Origin of the sequence: Paenibacillus sp. FSL R7-0026 (genome assembly GCF_038004485.1) — a bacterium.
Classification (GTDB): Bacteria; Bacillota; Bacilli; order Paenibacillales; family Paenibacillaceae; genus Paenibacillus; species Paenibacillus xylanexedens_A.
In genome coordinates, this window is record NZ_JBBORG010000001.1 from 4993662 (window position 1) to 5009443 (window position 15782).

Genomic DNA, 15782 nt, shown 5'->3' on the forward strand with positions numbered 1-15782 from the left:
CACTGTTCTTACATTTGGTTATACTGGGCAACAGCCTGTTCAAGCACCGGATGATGCTCATCCATGGACGTATAATGATGCAGTGCAGCTGTAATCCCCTTCTGGCGGATCATGTTCTGTAGTTCAACTGCTTCCGGATCATCGGAGACATCGAACTTGCAGGCTGCTGCCATACCCATAGCCAGATAGGTAGTTTCACTTCCATCCGCATATGCTTGAAGGGCCGGGCGAACCAGACGATCATTCGGAGACAACTTACGCAGCGGGGAACGACCAACACGAGTAACCTCATCGGTAAGATACGGGTTTACGAATCGTCCCAATATTTTGACAATATACTGCTCATGTTCTTCCGGGTTGAATGCAAAACGTTTCACTAGAACTTTTCCAGTTTCCTGCAAAGCACCGTATACAATCGATTTGACCTTTTCATCAGCAATAGCCTTCTGAATCGTGTCATAACCGTGCACATTACCGATGTACGCAGCAACGCAGTGTCCTGTATTAACAGTGAACAGTTTACGTTCGATATACGGCTCCAGATCATCGACATATACGATGCCTTCAACCGGTTTGAATGCAGGAGCCATCTGGGAACGATCCACCACCCACTCGTAAAAAGGCTCCACCTGTACATGTAGAGGATCTTCATGATGCTGAATAGGCACAATCCGGTCTACGGCCGAGTCTGGAAAATAGACATACTGATCTGCAAGGGAACGTACCTTTTCATCAAGCAGAGCATATACATGTTCTTTCAATTGCGTACTGGCTCCAATGGCGTTCTCGCAAGCAATAATGTGAAGTGGGTTTTGAACCGGACCGGAATTTAATCTTTTCTCAAGTCCCTTTGCAATACCTGGTGCAATATGTTTCAGCACGCCTACGCCCACCGCGGTTGTAATCAGATCAGCTTCCACAACGGTTTGGGCAACCGTCTCCAGCTGGGTTCCATCGATTGCATTTACACCTGTGACGGTCTCCTGATCCTTGCTCTCGTTAGCCAGTTCCACCGTATATTGCCCCCGTTGCTGGAGAGCTGTTACCAAGGTCTGATTCACGTCGGAGAAAATAACCTCATACCCTGCACGGGAGAGGATCAAGCCGATAAACCCGCGTCCAATGTTACCTGCGCCAAAGTGTAGGGCCTTCATAGCTCCATTTCACTTTCCAGAATAGCGATTACTTCTTCGGCTGTTTTCGCCAGACGCAGGGCCTCCATATTCTCATCCTCAGCACAGATCACCGCGATGCTAGTCAAGATCTCCATATGTTCCCCGCCTTGAGCCGCGATACCAATGACCATATAAGCCTTTTCTTCGCCAAAATCAACACCCTGTGGATACTGAATGACAGAGATACCTGTGGATAAAATGAAAGCTTTGGATTCCTTTGTACCATGCGGAATAGCCAGGCCGTTCCCTACATAGGTCGAGACAATCTCTTCACGTTCAATCATCTTCTCAATGTAATCAGCGGTAATATGTCCCGCATCCTTCAAAATCTGCCCTGCCATGCGAATCGCTTCGTATTTGTCCTGAGCCGTCGCATTCATGATGACTTTATCTGTTGTTAACATACTCATAATGGTTGACCTCCAATTTCGGTTTTACTGCGATAAAATCCAACAAGTTCCTGGGACAGGTAATGAATGAGTTCATCCCTGATTCCTTTTTCCAGCAATGTAATCATTTCTTCCTGTAATAACAGGGCGCTGATCTCACTGAGAACCTCCAGGCTTTCCTTGGATAATTCTCTGGGACCAAGCATCAAGAGGACATGGGTAACTCCTGCCGGATCATCCGGTGTACGAAGGAGTGGCTCAGTGAGCTGAAACAAGCTAATGGACGGCCTATAAATTCCCTCACTTCGTGTATGAAACAGCGCAAGTCTTGTGCCGGGAATCTTCTGACTCCCCACTGCCTCACGTGCCTCCAACCGTTTCGCGATCTCCCCCGGTTCCTTCAGCACACCAGTTCCATGGAGTACGTTGCACATCGCATATACCGTTTTATAGAATCCGATATCCTGGTTATCCAGCGGATAAACCTGAAACTTACCAATAATCCGGACGATTTCAACTAAAATAGCTTCCATTCCATCAGGGTCGGAGTAACGACTTGTCGTCTGAACCTCTGTTTCACGGGGCTTATTATGCTGTCGTTGTAATGTTGTTGTTCGGATAAAATGACGCAGACGTTCGCTCTCTTCCGCCGTAAGCAGTGGACTCACTTTGTAATACTGATTTTCATCCATCGGCAGATCAACAGTGGATAACACCAGATCATATTGATCTGTAGGTATCCGTGCAGCCTCGTACCAGGACACGCTATCCATAATCCGAATCTCAGGAATCTCCTTGGATAATCGGCTGGAAAGCATGCGTGATGATCCAATTCCGCTTGTGCACACGATGATTGCCCTGATCTCACGTTTCAGTGCACGTAACCTCTCGATGGAAGCGCCAAAATGCATGACCAGGAAACCAATTTCTTCATCCGGAACTTCTGTGCCTGGCCAAGCTTGATGCACGGATTGTTTGACCTCTTCGAAGAGGGAATCATAATCCTTGCGAATCTGCTGCAGTAGCGGATTACGAATCATCTGTTGCCCTTCAATTCGCTCCATGACAGGTTGCATATGACCAAGCAGACCTTCACGAAGCAAACGATCCTCATGAAAGGCGTAATGCGTTCTCGCCTGCATCTGATCAATCAGTGAATGTACCCTGTCCAGTAAAATCAAGTCGTCTATTGGCAACAGCCGCGAAGAGTGAATCCGCTGCTCTGTCTCAACTAATAGTCTGTGAAAATAAGCTTGTTCATCTTGGGAGAATGTCAGCCCCAGCTGGGTGGATAACACACCACACAAGCGGGAAGCCATATAAGGTGGAACCTTCATTTCATCCTGCTCTGCGACTTCATCTCCCTTGTTCTCCAGGGGAGGTATACGGCCAATGCCAAAGCCTTTACGAATACGTACAACCGCTACGGATAATTGAATCAGCAGCTTCATGTATTGCCGTTCCGGGATGTTCTCCAGCCATTCGATATCTGGTTGCCATAACGCATTTTCGACCGTAAGCACATCACCGTGTCCAATCATATCCAACAATTTTTGGTTTACGATGGAGCCCCCTTGTTCAGGTTGTCTTCCGAACAGGTCGGATTCATCCAGAAATTCGAGAGCAAGTGCAGCTATGGCTGTGCGATGAATCGTCTCACTTCCGTTAATCTTGACGCCATATCCACGTCTGCGAACCAGCTTTAGTCCCGCCTGACGAATTCGTGACTCCAGATCGTCCAGATCAGTGGTTACGGTCGATACGGTCACTTTCAGATCCGAAGCCAAGGCGAGTAACTTTACAGGCTCCGGTTCATCCAGCAGGATGCAAAGCATGAAGAGCTTACGCTCTTCTGGCGTAAACTCTACATATTCTTTACCCTCTAGTTGCTGGCGCAATACAGCCAGATCATCGGAACTGGCATCGATTCGGATGCCGGTTCCTGATTTTTTTTCCAGCCTCATACCCAAAGGTTCAAGCCATTGTTCAATCATTTGCAGCTCCCGGTGAACCGTTCGGGTACTGACCTTTACTTCAACGGCGATTTCGCCGGCAGTTACTTCATGTGGATGTTCTAGCAGGAACTCCACGATTTCACGTTGTCTTTTGGTAATACTCATATCTCAGCCTCCGGCTCAGGGAAAACAAATGCGTGCAATTACTTTAGACGTTCAACGAGCGCATCGTATTCCGGGCTTTTTAGGAAGTTGTCGATGGATATATGTTCTGCATTCGGTGCAACGGAGCGGGCACGATCGGTCAATACTTGTTGTGTGATCACCACGTCTGCATCCGGCGGGATATCACTGATAGCCGTATTGGTCACCGTAACGTCAATCCCCTCTGCCTTCATCTTCTTGCGCAGAATGGAAGCACCCATGGCACTCGACCCCATGCCTGCATCACAGGAGAAAACAATTTTCTTCACGTCTGTTTTGACGGTAGAAGAAGCCATATCTGCGGCTCTGTCTGCTTCATGTTGGTTAGCCGTAATGCCAGCGTTTGGAACGGTTCCTTGACTCTTCATATCTTTCATCCGACTGGATGCGGACTCCAGATCTTCGTCCTTTTGTTTACCCGTTTTCAGTAACACTGCTGCTACCAGGAAGGAAACGACAGCTGCTACAAGCACCCCTGCAAGCATCGGCAGGTATCCACCTTTTGGTGTTAAGAGGAAATACGCGATAATACTACCCGGTGATGGTGCTGAAACAAGTCCTGCTCCAGTGAGCATGAATGTTAATGTACCTGCGACGCCACCCGCAATTGCGGCAAGAATCAGAATCGGTCTCATCAGAATGTAAGGGAAGTAGATCTCATGAATTCCCCCGAAGAAATGAATGATTACGGCACCCGGTGCAGAAGATTTGGCCATTCCGCGTCCGAAGAAACAGTAAGCAAGCAAGATACCAAGTCCTGGACCCGGATTCGATTCAAGCATGTATAATACGGATTGCCCTAATTCTCTCGCTTGATCTGTTGCAATTGGTGTCAGAATCCCGTGGTTGATTGCATTGTTCAGGAACAATACTTTACCTGGTTCAATGATTAGGTTGACCAGCGGCAGCAAACCAAGATTCATTAAGCCTTGTACCCCGGCAGATAATACTTTGCTAATTGCTTCTACAGCAGGCCCGATGCCCAGTAGCGCAAAAATCCCCAAGATCCCGCCAATAATACCGGCTGAGAAGTTGTTAACCAGCATTTCAAATCCGGCTCTAATTTTACCTTCAATCGATTTATCGAATTTTTTGATAATCCATGCGGCCAGTGGTCCGGCAATCATGGCACCGAGGAACATCGGAATATCACTACCCACGATGACCCCTATGGTCATAATGGCACCCACGACACCACCACGCTGACCATGCACCATCGTACCCCCGGTGTAACCAATTAACAGTGGCAGCAAATATTTGATCATCGGATCAACTAGCTGTGCAAGCGTCTCGTTAGGGAACCAGCCTGTTGGAATGAACAGAGCCGTAATTAATCCCCAGGCGATGAATGCGCCCATATTCGGCATGACCATACCACTCAGGAATCGGCCAAAACGCTGAACACCTACCCGTAGCCCACCTTTGGAATTGGACGATTGGTCCAAATTACTCATTGTATTATCCTCCTTGGATCAAGTGATTATGATTTATGAAAGGGGTATCATTTCTCCCCTGCTGTAATCCTAAGCGAGAATGCTCTCCTGTTCAATCAAATGAAAGCGTACTTTCGTCATGAACAATGATGACAACATTAGGTTATGTAATCGTTTTAATTGATGCATAATGGCTAAATCCATTGGTACACAAGGCTTTTCTTGCCTATGACTTTTATCATTTCCAGAATCATTTTCTAACCTATAGCTTGGTCCAATCAGGTGATTTACATCCACAATCTGCTTCAATCCACATTCAAAACCATTCTTGGAAAGCACAAAAAACCTGTGCAAGCATCCGGCTCACACAGGTCGAAACAATATGAAGCTCATTTCATTTGGTTATAAAATATATGTTAATAAGTACAAGTTCGTTGATGCTATTCTTCCGTATGTTTACGATATGCGTCTGCATTCATCAATGTAGACAATGCTGCTGTCAGATCTCCCTCAACACGGATCTCAATCATCCAGCCTTCCTCGTAAGGAGAGCTGTTCACAAGTTCAGGGGAGTCCTGCAACGAATCATTCACTGCAATAATTGAACCTGTGACGGGAGAGAACAAGTCCGACACCGTTTTGACCGATTCGATCGTTCCAATGCTGTCCTCTGCTTTTACATTGGTTTCAAGGTCAGGCAATTCCACAAACACAATGTCACCCAGCTGATGCTGCGCGAACTCGGTAATGCCAATACGTACAGTATCCTCCCCTACGGTTTGCACCCATTCGTGCTCTTCACTGTACAGGAAATCACTTTTCAATTCGCTCATCGATATCCGCCTCGCTTTTCATTAATGAGTACATGCGTTCTTTGACCTTAACCTTTTTCCCAGAACATAGCGTATGATATTTTTGAATCAAATGTCAAGATACCTCACAATTTATTTATTGAACACCTCTAAATCCTGTAACCGGATTACACTCTTTCTTCATATACTGGTGAATATTAGAATAGTAAGCGCAGTCTTTATAAATATACGAACGATAACATTAAAAATAAATTAAATATTCGGTTTTTAATCATTATCTATGATATCGTTCTTGACATCGGCAGTGGATTCACGTTTTAATGAGAGGAGTAAATGTGTTTATTGGACTATGTTATACCCGCGGATGAATGTAAAGGGAGAGATTACCCGTGACACCCGATTCGGGATGTACATGAGGTAACGCCGAAGGAGTAAACCACCGATAAGCGGGGGTGAATCTCTCAGGCAAAAGGACTTTTACGGGACGCAACTCTGGAGAGCATCTATTCGCCCTGAGCGGGCGTTATGATCACCCAAGGGGAAACCTGCTGCACTAATGCGGCGGGGTAACTCTCAGGTACAAGGGACAGAGCCTTAGAATACAGCGTGCTACTTGGCATGCCGATTCTTTGGCCTGTCCTTTTCCTTTTTCCCAAAAAACGAAAAACAGGATGTAGAACGGCGCTGCCATAGCTGCCCTTACCATACTTATGTGATGAAAATATCTAGCTGAAAATTTAAAAATACCCTGGTTCATTGATCCACGATTGTATATCCGGCCGGCTGACGGCCTATGACGAGGTGATTTGATGTCCGATTTGCTTAGAACACCACTCTTCCCACTGTATCAGCAATACGAAGGTGTACGGTGCATTGATTTTGGAGGCTGGGAGCTTCCGGTACAATTTAGCGGAATCCAGAAAGAACATGAAGCGGTACGCGAGCGTGCTGGACTGTTCGATGTATCCCATATGGGCGAATTCACAGTACAGGGTGAGCAGGCTGAAGCGTTTTTGCAACAAATGATGACCAATGATGTGACCACGCTGGTTCCCGGTCAAGCCCAGTACACCCTGATGTGTTATCCAGATGGCGGTGTGGTGGATGATCTGCTCGTGTATAAGCTGGAAGATCAGCATTATATGCTCGTCGTTAACGCCTCCAATATCGACAAGGATTGGGCATGGCTGCAAGAGCACTTGATCCCTGGCGTGAGCATGACCAATGATTCGGAGCAGACAGCGCTGCTCGCCTTGCAAGGTCCACTGGCTGTAGACATTATCGGGAAAGTTACAGATACGGATGTAAGCTCGATTGAACCGTTTCGTTTTGTGCAGGATGCCGAAGTATGTGGAGTAAAGTTGCTGTTGTCCCGTACCGGTTATACCGGTGAAGATGGCTTTGAACTATATGTTCCTGCAGACCAGGCTGCTGCGGTGTGGAATGGATTAATGCAAGCTGGTGAAGGTTACGGACTCGTACCAACCGGACTTGGTGCCCGGGATACGCTGCGCTTTGAAGCGAGGCTCCCCCTGTATGGACAGGAATTGTCGGCAACCATCTCTCCGCTCGAAGCTGGCGTTGGCATGTTTGTGAAGCTGAATGCCGGACCTTTCATCGGACACGAAGCCTTGTTACAGCAAAAAACTGACGGGCCTGCTCGCAAACTGGTCGGCATCGAAGTGCTGGAGCGTGGTATTCCTCGCCCCCACTATCCGATTTATGCCGACGGCGTACAGATTGGTGAAGTGACAACAGGCACGCAATCACCTACATTGAAGCGTAATCTGGGGCTTGCCCTCATCGACAGCAAATACGCTGCGCTGGGAACCCCGCTTGAGATTGAGATCCGCGGCAAGAAACTAAAAGCCGAGGTCGTGAAGACCCCTTTTCATAAACGGACACGTACGTCAAAGACACCTACTCAAGGAGCTGATCAAGCATGAGCAAGCACCGTTACATTCCCATGACCGAGCAAGATCAGAGCGCCATGCTCGCAACCATCGGTGTGGATACGCTGGAGGATCTGTTCCAGGACATTCCAAAAGAGATTCGTTATCAGGGCGAGCTGCCCGTGTCCTCCAAACTCGATGAATATGCGCTGACACGTCACATGTCCAAACAAGCTGGCGCCAACGCCAATTTCGAAACACACGCCAGCTTCCTCGGCGCAGGTATATACGATCATCATGTTCCTTCCGTCATCAATCATGTCATTTCCCGTTCCGAGTTCTACACTGCCTACACACCTTATCAGCCTGAGATCAGCCAAGGTGAACTACAGGCCATTTTCGAATTTCAATCCTACATCTGTGAATTAACCGGTATGGCTGTAGCCAATGCCAGTATGTATGACGGTGCAACAGCCTTTGCGGAAGCGGGTAATCTGGCCGCAGCAGCAACACGTCGCAAACAGCTTATCGTATCCCGTACCGTTCATCCGGAAGCCCGTCAGGTATTACAGGCATATGCGCACGGATTAAGTCTGGAGATTGTCGAGATTGGTTATAAGGATGGCGTCACTGATTGGGATGCCCTGCAAGCCGCCTTATCGGACGATACCGCTGCTGTCATGATCCAGAGCCCGAACTTCTTTGGTGCTGTGGAAAATGTGAAGCAGGCTGCCGACCTCGTGCATGCATACAAGGGCCTGCTCGTTGTAAGTGCCAACCCGCTATCGCTGGGTCTGCTGGAAGCCCCAGGCAAGCTGGGTGCTGACATCGTTGTAGGTGATGCGCAACCCCTTGGCATCGCCGCTTCACTCGGCGGCCCGACATGCGGATATTTCGCGGTATCCCAGCATCATATGCGCCGAATTCCTGGCCGAATTGTAGGCCAGACAACCGATCGCAATGGCAAACGTGGATTTGTACTCACACTGCAAGCACGTGAGCAGCACATCCGTCGCGAAAAGGCGACATCGAATATCTGTTCCAACCAGGCTTTGCTTGCGCTTAGTGCATCTGTATATATGTCCATCATGGGTAAACAAGGCATGATTGATGTCGCGGATCTGAATCTGCAAAAGAGTCATTACACCCTGAATACATTAACTGCGATTCCTGGAGTTAGCCTTACTTTTAATGCACCAACATTTAATGAGTTTGTTATTAAGCTTCCTGAAGGAACCGACGTGGATGCTCTTCAGTTGAAACTGCTGGATGCGGGCTTTATTGGTGGGTACGAACTCGGACGTGATTATCCGGAGCTTGCCGGACATATGCTGATTGCTGTTACGGAACGGCGGACTAAGGAAGAGATTGACGAATTCGCACGAGCATTGGAGGGATCGCTGTGACTCAGGAAACGACGACAACGACAACATCGGTACAAGGACAATCGGAAACAGGTACCTCTGTCTCCACTTCGGTTCAACCTGAGACGGATACAACATTTAGTGCACAGACCTTATCTCCTGCTTCGGAACAATCATTGATTTTTGAACTCAGTAGCCCGGGACGTGTCGCTTATTCCCTGCCAGAATGTGACGTTCCTCGCCAGTCTGCCGATACGTTGATTCCCCGGGAAATGCTCCGTTCGGAAGCAGCGGCACTGCCGGAAGTGTTCGAGGTAGATGTTATTCGACACTATACTGCGCTATCCCGTCGCAACTTCGGTGTAGATAACGGATTCTACCCACTGGGCTCTTGTACAATGAAATATAATCCGAAGATCAATGAGGATGTTGCCCGTTATAACGGTTTTGCCAAAATCCATCCGTACCAGCATGAATCCAGCATTCAAGGTGCTCTTGAACTGTTATATACGTTGCAAAACGACCTTGCAGGTCTGACAGGTATGGACGCTGTGACCTTGCAACCCGCCGCTGGTGCCCATGGAGAATGGACTGGACTTATGATGATTCGTGCCTACCACGAAGGTCGTGGCGAACAACGTACCAAAGTCATCGTGCCCGATTCTTCTCACGGGACCAACCCGGCAAGTGCTACCGTTGCAGGATTTGAAACGGTGACGATTCCATCCCGCGCAGACGGACTGGTCGATCTGGACGCACTCCGTGCAGCAGTCGGTTCGGACACGGCAGCATTGATGCTGACAAACCCGAATACACTTGGTCTGTTTGAGAAAGACATTCAGGAGATTGCATCCATCGTACACCAGGCTGGTGGCTTGTTGTATTACGACGGAGCCAACTCCAATGCCATTATGGGCATTACCCGTCCGGGTGATATGGGCTTTGACGTGGTGCATTTGAACTTGCACAAAACGATGAGCACACCGCATGGCGGTGGTGGACCAGGTGCCGGACCAGTTGGTGTGAAGAATCGCCTGATTCCATTCCTGCCTAAACCAATGGTGATCAAGAATGATGATGGTATATATGCATTCGATCGTGAAGGCGATCAATCCATTGGCCGAGTGAAAGCCTACTATGGTAACTTCGGTATATTGGTACGTGCCTATGCCTACATTCGTACCTATGGACCGGAAGGATTGCGCCGTGTCTCTGAATGTGCGGTACTGAATGCCAACTATATGATGGCCCGCCTCGCACCATACTACGAGATTCCGTATCCGGGTGTATGCAAACATGAATTTGTCATGTCTGGTCGGGGTTTGAAGCAATATGGTGTACGCACACTTGACGTTGCCAAGCGATTGCTTGATTTTGGATATCACCCACCTACGGTGTACTTCCCGCTCAACGTGGAAGAATGCATCATGATCGAGCCGACAGAAACCGAAAGTAAAGAAACGTTGGATGGGTTTATTGATACGATGATACGGATTGCCAAAGAAGCGGAAGAGACACCTGAATTGGTATTGAACGCACCTTATGGCACACCGGTTACTCGACTCGATGAGACCACCGCCGCCCGCAAACCTATACTGAACTGCGCGTGCAGTTAATCAAATCATTGTTATCACGAAAGCTCTTGCTGATATTCCAATCAGCAAGAGTTTTTTGTGTTGCCTTCCCGGTCTACTGATGTCAATCTTACAGCTCACCATCCTCCTGCTAGAGCATGTCTCAAACACAGGCCAGTTATGCTCCAATGTATTCCAGCGTCCAGGCCTGGATACCCAGACTTTCGGATGCCTGTGATGGATCGTACCAAGCCAGAAGATGTTCTAACGAATCCAGGAAGTCTTATTTGGCCTCCAAGTTCAATTTTTCAATTCTTAGGAACATCAGACACGTTATTTCTCTAAACCCCCTCACAAAAATGCTAAAAATGGCTGTTTATTGAAACCTAACGTGTCTCAGATTCTTTAGATTTCTGTGGGTGCTTCAAATCCCGGAATAAGATGTCTCAGATTCCTTAGCACTGACCACCCACGCCTAATGCTCAAAGTTTAACCCCCAGTACTAATCTCTTAGCTTTCCTCTCTTAGTTCTCTGTACTTTCCCTTATGAAGTACGCATTCTCGTACTGAAGAACGCCATCTCGCAATTCAGAATACAGCGCTTTTGTCTGCTTTTGTCTGCTTTAGCCACATTCAAGCTCCCTCCAGTTCTCAGACCGAGGTTTGAAGAAGGTTTGATTACACACTAGAGTCCGAATCAAAATGTCCTGTTTATAACAAAAAAAGCCGATATCCACATGAATCGCGGATACCGGCAAAATCGCTGCATCAATGCAGCTCATTATCGGAAAAAGAAAAACCTCAAATCCGGAGGAAACCCCGGCAAAATTACGCTTTAATGCTTTGAACCAATTCAACGACTTGTTCAGCCGTTTGCATATCCAGAGCTTTAGCAGCCAGTTCCTGCATATCCGCACGGGACAGTTTGGTGATCTGACTACGAGCTGGCAGAATGGAAGTTGCGCTCATGCTGAACTCATCCAATCCAAGACCAAGCAACAATGGAATTGCTGTTTCGTCTCCTGCCATCTCACCACACATGCCAACCCATTTGCCTTCACGATGCGCTGCATCGATAACCATTTTAACCAAACGCAAAATGGCTGGGTTGTAAGGTTGGTACAGATACGCTACACGTTCGTTCATACGGTCAGCAGCCATCGTGTATTGAATCAGATCGTTCGTTCCGATACTGAAGAAATCCACTTCTTTGGCAAATTGATCCGCCAGAACTGCAGTCGAAGGAATTTCGACCATGATTCCGAGTTGAATGCTGTCAGAAACAGCAATACCTTCAGCAACCAGCTTCTCTTTCTCTTCGAGCAAGACAGCTTTTGCTTCACGGAATTCACCAAGTGTTGCGATCATTGGGAACATGACACGCAGGTTTCCATGTACGCTTGCACGCAGCAATGCACGCAATTGTGTACGGAAGATATCCAGACGGTCCAGACACAGACGAACTGCGCGGAAGCCGAGGAATGGATTCATTTCTTTTGGCAGATCCAGGTATGGAAGCTCTTTGTCTCCACCGATGTCGAGTGTACGAACAACGACAGGTTTGCCTTCCATTTTTTCCAGTACCGCTTTGTAAGCATTATACTGAATGTCTTCGGAAGGAAGCTTGTCTCTGCCCATGTACAAGAACTCGGTACGATACAGGCCTACAGCCTCGCCGCCGTTTTCCAGAACACCCGTTACATCATTTGGTGTACCGATGTTGGCTGCAAGTTCAACATGAACGTTGTCCACCGTTACCGTTGGTTCATCACGAAGTTTTCTCCACTCTGCACGTTGTGCATCATACTGTTCCTGTTTGGCACGGTATTCAGCAATAACTTCATCAGTAGGGTTAACCAGTACGTGACCATCCAGACCGTCAACAATAATCATATCGCCTTGTTTCGCTTGAGCCAAGATGTCCTTGGTTCCAACAACAGCTGGAATTTCAAGTGAGCGCGCCATGATCGCCGAGTGAGAAGTACGTCCACCAATGTTGGTTGCAAAACCTTTAACAAATTGGCGGTTCAATTGAGCTGTGTCGGAAGGTGTTAGATCCTCCGCAAGCACGATCACTTCTTCATTGATCTCAGCCGGACTCATAAAGTCAATACCAAGCAAGTGATTTAGCACACGTTTGGTAACGTCACGCATATCTGCTGCACGTTCCTGCAGGTATGCACTCTTCATGTTCTCGAACATGGAGATAAATTGCGATGCCGTTTCGTTCAAAGCAAATTCTGCATTGATCATGTCATCTGCAATTCTAGCTTTAACCGGATCAATCAGTTCCGGGTCATTAAGAATGAGCAAATGCGAAGCAAAAATCTCAGCTTTTTTCTCGCCAAGCTCTTGTAAAGTACGCTCTTTGATCGCCTCAAGCTCAGCCTGGGATTTACCCAGAGCTGAGTCGAGTTTCGCGATCTCTGCGTCAACGTCGTTGATTTGGCGTTTTTCTACAGAGTAATCAGGATGCTCCAAGATAAACGCCTTGGCGATAGCAATACCCGCCGAAGCCGCGATCCCGGAGACATTAAGCATTAATTTCGCCCAACCCTTCGTTAACCATAACGTCAGTCAAAGCTTGAAGAGCTTCAGCTTCGCCTTCGCCTTCAACGATGATGCTGATAGTGTCGCCTTGTTCCAATCCGAGGGAAAGAACACCCAGAATGGATTTCAAAGTTACTTTTTTACCGTTAGCTTCTGCAAAGGATTCTGCACCTTTGAATTTGTTTGCTGTATTAACCAGGGCTGTCGCCGGACGTGCGTGGATACCATCTTCGTCTGTAATTCTGAATGTTTGTTGCATTACAATCATCTCGCTTTCAGTAGTTTGGTTTAGGCATTGCATATATTTACAATTGCTTGCCATCGTCGTAACACTTCTTATTTTATCTCAATGATTGGCTGATCGCCAACTTTCAGCACTCCACTCTTCTTCAGAGTTACCGTGGAGCCCTCTGGCAGGTTGGTGAAAATAACTGGTGAAATGATCGAAGGAGCGTTTGCTTTGACATACTCCAGATCCACTTCCATAATCGGCTGACCTGCCGATACCAGATCACCTTCCTGTACCAGTACGTTAAAGCCTTGACCTTTCAGCTTCACCGTATTAACACCTATATGAACAAGCACTTCCTTGCCACCATCGGACATGATGCCCACGGCATGTTTGCTTGGAAATACATTAAACACTTTACCATACACAGGAGAAGTTATCGTACCATCATGTGGCAAAATTGCGAACCCATCACCTGTCATTTTCTCAGCAAAGACCGGATCAGGCACGTTTGTAATGTCCAGCAATTCACCATTGACTGGCATGACGATATCCTCAGCAACAATGCGCTCGCCTTGCTCACCTTGTGCCTTCTCCTCTTCAGGAGTTGGTTTGGCAGCTGCTGGCGTTGGTGCTGGTGTTCGTCCTGCAATAATATCCTGCATCTGAGATTTGATCGTGTCGGAACGCGTACCGAAGATGGCTTGAACATTATTACCCACTTCAAGTACACCAGATGCACCCAATTGTTTCAAACGATCTTTTTTCACATTGGATTTCTCATTAACTTCAATCCGCAAACGAGTAATACAAGCGTCCAGATGTTTGATATTTTCCTTGCCACCGAAAGCTTCGAGAATGTTATGTGGCAGGTCATCCGTTGAACCAGAGCCTCCGCCAGATTCGGTTTCAGGCGTTGCATCCTCTCGTCCAGGTGTTTTGAGATTGAATTTGCGAATGATAAACCGGAAACCGAAGTAATAGATCACCGCAAGAATCAATCCGACAATAATCACGTCCCACCAAGGTGTACGGTTCGGAATAATCCCGAAGATCAGGAAGTCAATGAACCCACCGGAGAAGGTCATACCGATCTTTACACCCAGAATTTGCATGGTCATGAAAGACAAACCTGCAAAGATACAGTGTACTGCAAACAGGATTGGTGCTACAAACAGGAACGAGAATTCAAGTGGTTCTGTGATACCTGTCAGGAACGAGGTCAGCGCAGCTGAACCCATGATACCTGCAACATACTTTTTGTGTTCCGGTCTTGCTTCATGGTACATCGCAAGTGCGGCTGCTGGCAAACCAAACATCATGAACGGGAATTTACCAACTTGGAATGTTCCCGCTGTGAGGTTCACACCATCACGCAATTGATTGAAGAAGATTTGCTGGTCACCACGAATGACATCTCCAGCTTTGTTCACGTACTCACCAAACTCAAACCAGAATGGGGAGTAGAAAATGTGGTGAAGACCAAACGGAATTAATGACCGCTCAACAACTCCGAAGATGAATGCCGACAATGTCGGGCTTGTATCTACCATGAAGTGAGATACAGCATTCAATCCATTTTGAATCGGCGGCCAGATAATCACCAGAAGCAACCCGATTAAGAGGGAAACAACCGAAGTGATAATCGGAACGAAACGTTTACCTGCAAAGAAACCGAGGTAAGACGGCAGTTCGATTTTGAAAAATCGATTGTAACACAGCGCGGCGGCAATACCTATGATTATACCTCCGAACACGCCTGTACTTAATGTTGGGATACCCAAGATGCTGGCATAACCCGGTACTTCACCGATCATTGCCGGAGTAACCCCTACTGCGGTACCCAGTGTGACGTTCATGACCAGATAACCGATGATCGCTGCGAGACCTGCAACCCCTTCGCCACCGGCCAATCCGACGGCTACACCGACAGCGAACAGCAATGCCAGATTATCAAATACGATCTGACCTGCGTTCATCATAATTGTTGCGATCGAGTTCACCCAAGGGGTGTCGAGCGCCGTTACATATTGCAAGAAATCTGGATTAACCAACATGTTACCGATTCCGAGCAGCAAACCTGCCGCAGGTAGAATGGCTACAGGCAACATGAGAGCTTTACCTACTCTTTGCAATACACCAAAAAGCTTTTTGAACATCGCGTCGTTTCTCCCTTTCGTCTAATTTATATGTTGTGATGCAAGC

The 15782-nt window shown here is 47.5% G+C and carries 11 protein-coding genes and 2 riboswitches; of the genes, 3 read left to right on the forward strand and 8 right to left on the reverse strand.

All coding sequences use genetic code 11. From position 1 onward, the window contains the following. Nucleotides 1-8: 8 nt before the first annotated feature. The 5 genes from MKY44_RS21830 to gcvH form a co-directional block, all read right to left on the reverse strand. On the reverse strand, nt 9-1154 hold the full coding sequence (locus tag MKY44_RS21830; RefSeq protein ID WP_341008582.1) for a mannitol-1-phosphate 5-dehydrogenase: 1146 nt from the start codon (nt 1152-1154) through the stop codon (nt 9-11). After that, complete coding sequence (locus MKY44_RS21835; RefSeq protein WP_017686856.1) at nt 1151-1585, reverse strand: PTS sugar transporter subunit IIA; 435 nt, start codon at nt 1583-1585, stop codon at nt 1151-1153. Before MKY44_RS21835 ends, MKY44_RS21830 begins: the two co-directional genes overlap by 4 nt. Then, entirely contained in the window at nt 1582-3684 is a 2103-nt protein-coding gene (locus tag MKY44_RS21840) for a BglG family transcription antiterminator (RefSeq protein ID WP_341008583.1), read from the reverse strand. Before MKY44_RS21840 ends, MKY44_RS21835 begins: the two co-directional genes overlap by 4 nt. Before the next feature lie 38 nt (nt 3685-3722). Beyond that, entirely contained in the window at nt 3723-5177 is a 1455-nt protein-coding gene (locus MKY44_RS21845; protein ID WP_341008584.1) for a PTS mannitol transporter subunit IICB, read from the reverse strand. Nucleotides 5178-5596: 419 nt separating this feature from the next. Next, nucleotides 5597-5989 (reverse strand): glycine cleavage system protein GcvH, encoded by a 393-nt coding sequence (gene gcvH / locus MKY44_RS21850; protein ID WP_047844042.1) that lies wholly within the window; start codon nt 5987-5989, stop codon nt 5597-5599. 343 nt (nt 5990-6332) lie between these two features. Continuing rightward, nucleotides 6333-6455, forward strand: a riboswitch (glycine riboswitch). A gap of 3 nt (nt 6456-6458) precedes the next feature. Further along, a riboswitch (glycine riboswitch) is annotated at nt 6459-6560 on the forward strand. Nucleotides 6561-6777: 217 nt separating this feature from the next. Between gcvH and gcvT the strand changes: the two genes are divergently transcribed. The 3 genes from gcvT to gcvPB all read left to right on the forward strand — a co-directional run bounded on the left by gcvT (nt 6778) and on the right by gcvPB (nt 10840). Further along, the gene (gene gcvT, locus MKY44_RS21855) at nt 6778-7914 is read left to right on the forward strand and encodes a glycine cleavage system aminomethyltransferase GcvT (RefSeq protein ID WP_341008585.1); all 1137 of its coding nucleotides are present in this window, start codon (nt 6778-6780) and stop codon (nt 7912-7914) included. Continuing rightward, nucleotides 7911-9266, forward strand: coding sequence for an aminomethyl-transferring glycine dehydrogenase subunit GcvPA (gene gcvPA, locus MKY44_RS21860; protein ID WP_341008586.1), 1356 nt, complete (start codon nt 7911-7913; stop codon nt 9264-9266). The genes gcvT and gcvPA overlap by 4 nt, the downstream gene beginning before the upstream one ends. Before the next feature lie 134 nt (nt 9267-9400). Beyond that, nucleotides 9401-10840: an aminomethyl-transferring glycine dehydrogenase subunit GcvPB gene (gene gcvPB / locus MKY44_RS21865; RefSeq protein ID WP_341009925.1), complete on the forward strand. Its 1440-nt coding sequence runs from the start codon at nt 9401-9403 to the stop codon at nt 10838-10840. A gap of 786 nt (nt 10841-11626) precedes the next feature. On the opposite strand, the gene ptsP is transcribed toward gcvPB, so the two are convergent. The 3 genes from ptsP to ptsG all read right to left on the reverse strand — a co-directional run bounded on the left by ptsP (nt 11627) and on the right by ptsG (nt 15736). After that, nucleotides 11627-13339: a phosphoenolpyruvate--protein phosphotransferase gene (ptsP, locus tag MKY44_RS21870; protein ID WP_036617013.1), complete on the reverse strand. Its 1713-nt coding sequence runs from the start codon at nt 13337-13339 to the stop codon at nt 11627-11629. After that, nucleotides 13332-13607 carry an HPr family phosphocarrier protein gene (locus tag MKY44_RS21875; protein WP_036617010.1) on the reverse strand — a complete coding sequence of 92 codons (276 nt, stop codon included), beginning with the start codon at nt 13605-13607 and terminating at the stop codon, nt 13332-13334. The genes ptsP and MKY44_RS21875 overlap by 8 nt, the downstream gene beginning before the upstream one ends. A gap of 77 nt (nt 13608-13684) precedes the next feature. After that, nucleotides 13685-15736: a glucose-specific PTS transporter subunit IIBC gene (ptsG, locus tag MKY44_RS21880; RefSeq protein WP_307542706.1), complete on the reverse strand. Its 2052-nt coding sequence runs from the start codon at nt 15734-15736 to the stop codon at nt 13685-13687. Nucleotides 15737-15782: the final 46 nt, after the last annotated feature.

Bases quoted from the DNA above. Each gene is read 5' to 3' on its own strand.
- MKY44_RS21830 (WP_341008582.1), bottom strand. From the start codon at position 1,154: ATGAAGGCCCTACACTTTGGCGCAGGTAACATTGGACGCGGGTTTATC.
- MKY44_RS21835 (WP_017686856.1), bottom strand. From the start codon at position 1,585: ATGAGTATGTTAACAACAGATAAAGTCATCATGAATGCGACGGCTCAG.
- MKY44_RS21840 (WP_341008583.1), bottom strand. From the start codon at position 3,684: ATGAGTATTACCAAAAGACAACGTGAAATCGTGGAGTTCCTGCTAGAA.
- MKY44_RS21845 (WP_341008584.1), bottom strand. From the start codon at position 5,177: ATGAGTAATTTGGACCAATCGTCCAATTCCAAAGGTGGGCTACGGGTA.
- gcvH (WP_047844042.1), bottom strand. From the start codon at position 5,989: ATGAGCGAATTGAAAAGTGATTTCCTGTACAGTGAAGAGCACGAATGG.
- gcvT (WP_341008585.1), top strand. From the start codon at position 6,778: ATGTCCGATTTGCTTAGAACACCACTCTTCCCACTGTATCAGCAATAC.
- gcvPA (WP_341008586.1), top strand. From the start codon at position 7,911: ATGAGCAAGCACCGTTACATTCCCATGACCGAGCAAGATCAGAGCGCC.
- ptsP (WP_036617013.1), bottom strand. From the start codon at position 13,339: ATGCTTAATGTCTCCGGGATCGCGGCTTCGGCGGGTATTGCTATCGCC.
- MKY44_RS21875 (WP_036617010.1), bottom strand. From the start codon at position 13,607: ATGCAACAAACATTCAGAATTACAGACGAAGATGGTATCCACGCACGT.
- ptsG (WP_307542706.1), bottom strand. From the start codon at position 15,736: ATGTTCAAAAAGCTTTTTGGTGTATTGCAAAGAGTAGGTAAAGCTCTC.